This window comes from Chryseobacterium sp. S0630 (genome assembly GCF_024158915.1).
Classification (GTDB): domain Bacteria; phylum Bacteroidota; class Bacteroidia; order Flavobacteriales; family Weeksellaceae; genus Chryseobacterium.
On sequence record NZ_JAMZGF010000010.1, the window covers coordinates 103,107 to 110,837 of the forward strand.

Below are 7,731 nucleotides of genomic sequence, written 5' to 3' on the forward strand. Positions count from 1 at the left end.
TGTTTTGATTTTTTGAAATAGATTTTTGCACTATAAAATACAAATGAAAGGAATATTAAAGTTAAAATATTTTTCATTATTAGTGTTTATTTCTAAATAAGATAGATTGTAATAATTATTTAAATATTACATTTTTTAATCCATACTTTTTTTCTGTGTATTCACTCTCAAACAGTAATTTACCTTTATCATTTTGAAGAATACCAAAATAAAGTGGTTTATCTGCATCACCAGTATATCCATTAATCACCTCTGAATATTTTAAAAAAAATTTTCCGTCAATAGTCTTAACTTGTTTAAGCAGGTATTGATTATACATTTTCCCCATATTTCCAGATTCTGTATAGATAATAGAATCTTTCTCAATTTTCAATGAAACTCCATAATCATCCAACTTCTCGTTGGTTGCAAAATATTCTCCTGTTGGTATTGAAATCTGTTGTTTTGATGATGAAATACTTTCTGTAATTTTTTGTAAATCAGATTCAATAATTTGGGTATTAAGATCATCTTTTTTTTCTTTCTTCAATACACAGTTTTTTCCCTTTTGATTATTAACTGTTTTAAAAAAAACTTCATGGTTTTGCTCAATAGCTTCGATTTTTTCTTTTGAGAAACTTAAACAATTAGTATCATCAGTACTAATATTTTCAATATAAGTAATTCTATCTTTATCAAAAGCATAAACGTTAAAAACAGGGTATTCTTCTGTATAGCCTGGTAAAAGTAAAAAACCCTTATTTATGCTTGCGTCATATAAAATCTTAATATTTTCTTCTGCATCTTCATAAGAACTATCATAATTGAAATTGTAAGAAATTTGATGCCAATCAGAAATTATTTTATCATCTAATTTATACTGTAAATATGTTCTGTCTTCAACAAATTTTAATGTATAAGTAATATTTTTAAATGTTAAAACTAAACTTTTTAGGTTTGTATTTTGATAATCACTTTTTTTATCAAAAGTAATTTCAGAAAATATGATATTTTCTTTCTTTAAACTTTCAGATAGTTCCTTCTTTTGTTTAGGGGATTCTTTACAACTTGATAATGTAAAGAAAACTAAAAGAAGTATTGTAAACACGTTTAAGATAATGCTATTTTTTGCCATATAAATTTTTAATTCTTGTTTTAGCTGTTTCTTTTTGTAGATTTAATTCATTTTGTGATTGCTCGTTTGGTGCTTTAAAGTGAATATAGAACCCCGGATTACATCTATAATTTAATCCCATACCTACGGCATAAACGGTTGTGAATATTTCAAAATGTAAATGAGGAGCACAAGTTCCTTTTTCCACCCCAGAAACTCCACTTTTTGCAATAATTTTTCCTGCATTTACTTCTGTTCCTTCTTCAACCAGGACTTGTTCCAAATGTGCATAAAATAAAAATACATCTTTTGTTTTATCAAAGTTATTACTTTGATTAATTTCTCCATTGGATGGATAGAGTAGGGAATAATCTCTTCTATGATTAAAAAGAGATTCTTTATCAGTTATTTTTATTGTCATAGTATTACCATAGCCAGCATGCCATTTGACTTTATGTACAATTCCTTTTACACATGCATATACATTGCTTCCTGGTATGGCAAATAAATCTAACCCTTGATGTTTGCTTCCATTTCTGGTATTTCCAAATAACCCCCAATGTTCTCCACTTGTTCCTTTTCCACCACCCCCACTTTGCATGTATAAAGTACATATTGGATTATCAACCGGATCATGCCATTTATTTGTTTTTACTGGTTCAACTTTTGTTTCTTGTACATTTTGACAAGAAAACTTTTGTACCTTATTTTGTTTACCTTTATCATACCATTTTTTTATGTTTTCTGCAATTTCCCAAACATAGGTTTTTCCTTTTTCTTTATCTTCTTTATGAAATGCCGGGTTTGCAGCGTAGCCAACGTTTCTCCAATAATTAAGATTTTTAATAGCTTTTCCATTTTTATAAGAAATGGGTAAACTATTATCAAAAACAATATGATTAGGCTGATTTCCTTTTCCACAATCAACAGGAAATAGTACAGCTAAATAAAAATCTGTTAATGTATTTAGTTTTCCTTTAACTAATGGTAAGTATAAATATTTTTCAATATAATCTAACTGCTTTATCTGATCCATTGCTAATAACTCTGTTCTTGTAATTTTTAAATCAGTAGCAGCATCTTTTCCTATTTGCAATAAACCAACATATCCTTCCGTATCTTCATTTTTTTTCTTTTTAAATGTTCCGCATGTAGGATCGAAAGTTCCTCCTGTTTCATGAGCCATGGCTGCCATAAGATTGTTGGGATCAATGCCTGCTCGTTTGCTTATTTGTACAACTTTCTTCCTAAATTCACAACTTACTTTTCCGCCCCATACTAAGTCTTTATATTGTTCATGACATATACAACTTTCTGGTTTAGCTGGTTTTTGTGTCTTCTGCACCCCCACCACACTCTTCACCTTCTCCACTTCTATCAACCCATCCGAATTTACCCCAAATTTCTGAGATTCCGCAGAAAGATCCCTGGAGATAATTTCTATAAAATAGTTTTGTTTATATGAATCCAGATCACCGATACGAGAGTCTATTCCTTTTTCAAAAATATCTTTAGTAATGATAAATCCTGAAGTGTCATACACATCGGCAGGAATTTTAATCATTCTACTTCGGTAAACTTCATCGTGAAATACCGGGTCAGATTCCCAGATGACATATTGGATGTGTTTTCCCACCATATTTTTGGAGTGAATTCTTACCCTTACTTTATCCCCAACAGCGACTTTGGAAAGTTCTTTTCCTGTATCATCAATGAAAACGGCTTCTATAATATTACCTTTAGGATCTGGCTGCTTGGGAGCTCCTCCTTGTCCGGAAGGAAATTTTGGAGTGTGTTTCTCAGGTTGCGGCTTAGGTTTGGGCTGGTTTTGGGGCTGCCCTTTATAATCCGGATTGGCCACATCTACATTCACCTGGCTTGCTCCCTGGATTTTCCCTGAATATGTTGCCGTAACATAATACTCATGATTAACACCTTCATTTTTATCACCTCTCATCATAAACTGATTGGCCATCTGGCGAAGGATTTTTTCATCAGACATCAAAGGTATTTGTACTTCTGCAATCCCTTTTTCATTAACCCGAGTCTTGTAGCTGCTGGTATGACGGTTGTTTATATTGATAACAGGATCATGACCTTTTCCAGGCGCATCATCCTCCCAAAGATGAAATTCAATTTCTTTATTAAACATCGCAATACAATGAGCCTGCGCAATAAGAGTATCACGGTAGCTGGCTGTATTGAAATCTTTTGCTCCTCTGTTAAAGAGTACTATTTTATCAATCTTCGAAACCTTGTTGCTGATAGGAACAATTGTAAGACTACCTTTCATTTCTCTGGTAGAAGGAAGACCAGGTAAAAGTCCTTTTTTAATCTCATAGACTTTCATTTGAAATTCTATTCCCAGCGCTATTTCTCCAAATTTGTAAGTTACTTTTTCACCGGTTTTTGGTTTTCCGGTGATATCTTTCCAGCTTCCGTTTTTCTGTTTCTTATAAAGATACCATTCATAGTCCTCCTTCAGTACAAATGAAAGTCCTGAAGGCTTTACTTCGTAGGAATATGTTTTTCCTACCTGAGGATTTTGATCCCCGGTAATATTTCCTGTCATGGCTAACAGAATTTATAAATAACTTCCGGCTGGAAACTATTTAGACAGATATTACTTTTATGATCAGATTGCAGGGGAGAATGAAGGAGTATACCCTCATATAGGATTACATTTTTTTTCATTGTGTTTTTGTGTTGTTTCAAAAACAAAAATAAAAAAAATCATAACACAGTGATATAAAAAAATTGAATTAAAATTAAAAGTTATTTATTCTCTACAGAATATACGGGAGCAGCTTTCAGCCACTGATATTTTAGGTTTCTATCTTTGGCTATAAAACGGTATCCTTCAAGCTTTTTTAGATACACATACATGGAATCGGTATTTTTGATTTTTAGTCTGTATTGAGACAAAAACATCATTGGCATTTCTACAGCAGAATCTCTCACTGTTTTCAATACTTTTCCTGATCTTACTTTATAAAGGTAGAATGATTTTCCACGGCCTTTAGAACTGTCTGCCAGTTTTACCTCTGAACTTGCCAGTACAAGTTCACTTCCATCAAAACATTCATCTCTATTCATGATGTATGCTTTTCCTTCCTGACGTTCCTGTGCGAAAAGATCATTTTCATAAGTGCCCGGACTTTGGTATTTTTTTTCACAACTTATCAAAAGGATGATCAGCATAAAGGGTAATCCAATAATAAGTGTTTTATTCATATTCAATTTCATAGGTGTTGGTTGAAAAAAAACCGATGTAATATTGCATCGGTTTTTGTTATATAAAGTACGTTTATGTTACTCCTGAGTGTATTCTGCATCCCATTCGTTACCATCATCTCCTTTGTGTCCGTCCAATTTAATAACGAAACTTTTTGTAGGGAAATAAGGTGTCATACGAATATCCAGCCATACTCTGTCTTTGTTTACTCTATCCTGCTCGAAACGAACAATTTTGAATTTCTCGATCAATTTGTCCGGTCCTTTGATATTGTCAAGGAAGGTTACAATCTGTCTTCTCAAATCGTCTTCGTTCTTGGCATTCCAGTTTTCGAAAGCTCTTCTGTTCAGGAAGTCAAGCAGTACTTTGGTAACATAGTCGAAAACACGAACTACGGAATACGTCTGAAGACCGATATTGTCTCCTGTAAATAAGGTCTTCGCAGAGAAAGCCATAATTTTTCCGTATTCGTTTACCATTGGTACAAGACCCATTTTTTCCAATTGAGAAATTTCACTTTTCTTCAATTCGAATTTTACAGCGTCTACTTCGTTGATATTACCATGCTTTTTACCTGCTGCTACCTGAGACATCAGTGTTTTGTGGATTTTTCCTGCTAATGAAGTGGAAGGTGGAAGTTCTACGTTTTCTTCTTCGCCTACTTCTTCAGCCTTACCACGTCCTACCAGCCAGTTACACGTCATGATAACGTTACTTCTGTGAAGCTCACCACCTGTAAGGTTTGCAGAGTGGAATAAGTCTACCACATCATCCGGCTTATCAAGGTTGGCGAAGTCTGTAACCATCATTACTTTGTTTTCGTTACAGATTTTTGCCCATTTCTCGATGACCTTATTGGATCCTAAATATCCTGGTATTGCAAGGATTGAGTAATTATCTCTAAGGTCAAGACGGTCGTAATAGTTTTTGAATTCTTCTGAGATGGCATCGATGAACAAAGGATTATCCAGATCGGAAACCTGATCAAGGCTTGCATTCACGATACTTACGTTGTCCACTTTATCCAATTCTGTATTTTTGTAGAATTGCGCTACTGTTCTGTAGTTGGTTTCCAACATACGAACGGCATCCAGTGTATTTTTTAAGTTTGTTTTTAAATTCTGATCGGCCTGTTGTGCTTTACTCTTGCACGTATCAGCCATTTTATCTGCAGATTCACTACCTTCTAGAAGGTTTACCCAAAGATTGATCTTCTGAAGAAGTTCTTTTCTTTCGTCGGATTTATTGCTGTCGTTCAGGAAGATTTCTTTTCTTGCCTTTCTTGTTGGGTTCATATTGGCAATACCGTCTACAACGGATTCAACAAAGCCAAATCCTCCCATTTTATTGAGCTCTGCAAGCGGGTTGCCCTTCGGCTGCCCTGCGTGTTGCTGTTGCCCCTGCTGCTGGCTCTCTTGTGCCTGTAATTTGCTATCCATGATTTAATGTAAGTCTTTAATTATTTTTCAAGTTCTTGTGCCACTTCTTTCAATACTTCTATAAACGCTGCTCTTGTCTGATCATTCTCCAGCATGTTGCGTAGAATTTTGTTTGTTTTCAGCTGACGTACGATTTTATTGTACTGCTCCTGTTCCATGCTCAATTGCTGCAGATAATCTGACTTCTGAGTAAGGCTTTTAGGGGTAAAGTCTCCAAGGTTTTGAAAACGGAATTCCTCTTCTACCATTCCACCATCTTCTGTTTCGTGTTGTACCGATACTGAAGGCTGAAAATGTTTGAAAACGTCTTCCACTGTTTTTAATCCTGTTACGATTTCAGGGGTATAAGACTCGTCTGTTGTAAGTTGGCTTACTATCAGTGATTTATTTTCCTGTATTTCCTGAATAGCTTCATTAGCGTCTACTTTTACCTCGTTTCCGCCAACACCATAATTAAACATTGCCATATTATTGTTATTTTGAGATTTACTATTTTGGTTTGGATCTGTCTTTGAATAATTTACCGATGAATCAAATAAATTACCAATCCAATGTTTAAATTTAAAAAAAAACTGTAACATACAAAATTTTACTAAGATTTTTCTTGAATCATCTAAATCTGTTTACATTTATTCAACATAAAATCATCACATTACGATATCACTAAGCTATGAAAAAATAAATAAAGTCTTCCAAGAAAAATAAAATAAAATTTTTGTTCGCTTTACTCTTTTATAAACATGCCTGATGAATGTTAAAATAAGAATTCCTAAGATTTCACAAAAAAATATTCTTTATATTTAAACAAAGTGAACCGTGTCATGAAAGATGTAAAAATAGCGTTCAGAAAACCGATATTTCCCGTTTCAGAAGCATTACAACAATATTTGGAAAAATATAACAGAACTACCAAGATTAAGTTCCTGTATGAAGACCTTTTAAGATTTAATGATAATGTGAGAATTCTGGATAAAGATGGCAAAGATACTTTGTGGCTTGGAGTTCTGTATTCTGAATATGAGTTTAAAGAAATAGAGGCCAATTTAAATAAAATTTATACCCTTCTTCATTCTGATGGAGATACTGCTACTTTACCCTATCTGAAAGTGGATACGATAGACTTTTGTACTTTCGGAAATTCTAAACCTTTCCGGATTCGGGTGAGAAATGTACTGAATGACAATTATACTTATTTCTATATTAAACAGGCCGATGCTTCCCGGATCTTCGGATTAGAGCTTGAAGATCTGCTTTCTCCTAACCGGATTAACTTCCTGGTTTATAAAAATACTTTGATTGAAGAGCATATTTTAGGAATTCCCGGAGATGTTTTTATTCAGAAACATTTATCCAACTGCTCAGAACTTGAAAAGGCACAGATTTCCAAGGAATTTGTGAAATTCAATGAGCGCTGCCTTATCGGGCTTCTTGGTGATATGCGTTCTTATAATTATGTGGTGATTCCCATTCATGATTTTGACCAGGTAATTTACAGAATCCGCCCCATCGATTTTGATCAGCAAACGTATGAGGGAAATCTGAAAGTTTATCTTCCACAGTATTTCAAAGAAAATAATCAAATGGTGACCATGGTATTGGAAAAACTGAAGCCAAGTTCTATAGAACAATACCGTAAGGAGGTGCGTTCACAAATTGTAAAAAGAGTAACTAGCAGTCAAAACAGATTTGATGAACTCATTTCTATTATGAAAAAAGACAATCTTGCACCGGAAGCCAATGTCATAGAACTAAGGACGGCTTTACAAAAACTCACCTACGATGTTAATTTCAAATATTGTAAAACCATGGGAGATATTATAGAAACCGGAATAAAGTTTGTGCTCCGGAATTATAAGAAAGAATATTAAAAAAGAATCCGTCTCATATTGGACTGCACCCAAAAGTTTAGACAAAATTAAACAATATTATTATATGAAAGAGTTCGGTACTGTACCGGACTCTTT

Annotated in this window: 6 protein-coding genes; 1 reads left to right on the plus strand and 5 read right to left on the minus strand. The window is 33.7% G+C overall.

What is annotated here, in order from left to right:
- Positions 1-115 precede the first annotated feature (115 nt).
- The 5 genes from NK356_RS07090 to NK356_RS07110 all read right to left on the minus strand — a co-directional run bounded on the left by NK356_RS07090 (position 116) and on the right by NK356_RS07110 (position 6,234).
- Positions 116-1,114: a hypothetical protein gene (locus NK356_RS07090; protein ID WP_034692116.1), complete on the minus strand. Its 999-nt coding sequence runs from the start codon at positions 1,112-1,114 to the stop codon at positions 116-118.
- On the minus strand, positions 1,101-3,665 hold the full coding sequence (locus NK356_RS07095; protein ID WP_253316579.1) for a M23 family metallopeptidase: 2,565 nt from the start codon (positions 3,663-3,665) through the stop codon (positions 1,101-1,103). Before NK356_RS07095 ends, NK356_RS07090 begins: the two co-directional genes overlap by 14 nt.
- A 203-nt stretch (positions 3,666-3,868) precedes the next feature.
- Positions 3,869-4,327 (minus strand): hypothetical protein, encoded by a 459-nt coding sequence (locus NK356_RS07100; RefSeq protein WP_253316580.1) that lies wholly within the window; start codon positions 4,325-4,327, stop codon positions 3,869-3,871.
- A gap of 78 nt (positions 4,328-4,405) precedes the next feature.
- Positions 4,406-5,767: a DUF5458 family protein gene (locus tag NK356_RS07105; protein WP_034692114.1), complete on the minus strand. Its 1,362-nt coding sequence runs from the start codon at positions 5,765-5,767 to the stop codon at positions 4,406-4,408.
- Between the two features lie 20 nt (positions 5,768-5,787).
- Positions 5,788-6,234: a type VI secretion system contractile sheath small subunit gene (locus tag NK356_RS07110; RefSeq protein WP_034692320.1), complete on the minus strand. Its 447-nt coding sequence runs from the start codon at positions 6,232-6,234 to the stop codon at positions 5,788-5,790.
- 354 nt (positions 6,235-6,588) lie between these two features.
- On the opposite strand from NK356_RS07110, the gene NK356_RS07115 reads away from it, so the two are divergent.
- Entirely contained in the window at positions 6,589-7,635 is a 1,047-nt protein-coding gene (locus NK356_RS07115) for a hypothetical protein (RefSeq protein WP_253316581.1), read from the plus strand.
- Positions 7,636-7,731 lie beyond the last annotated feature (96 nt).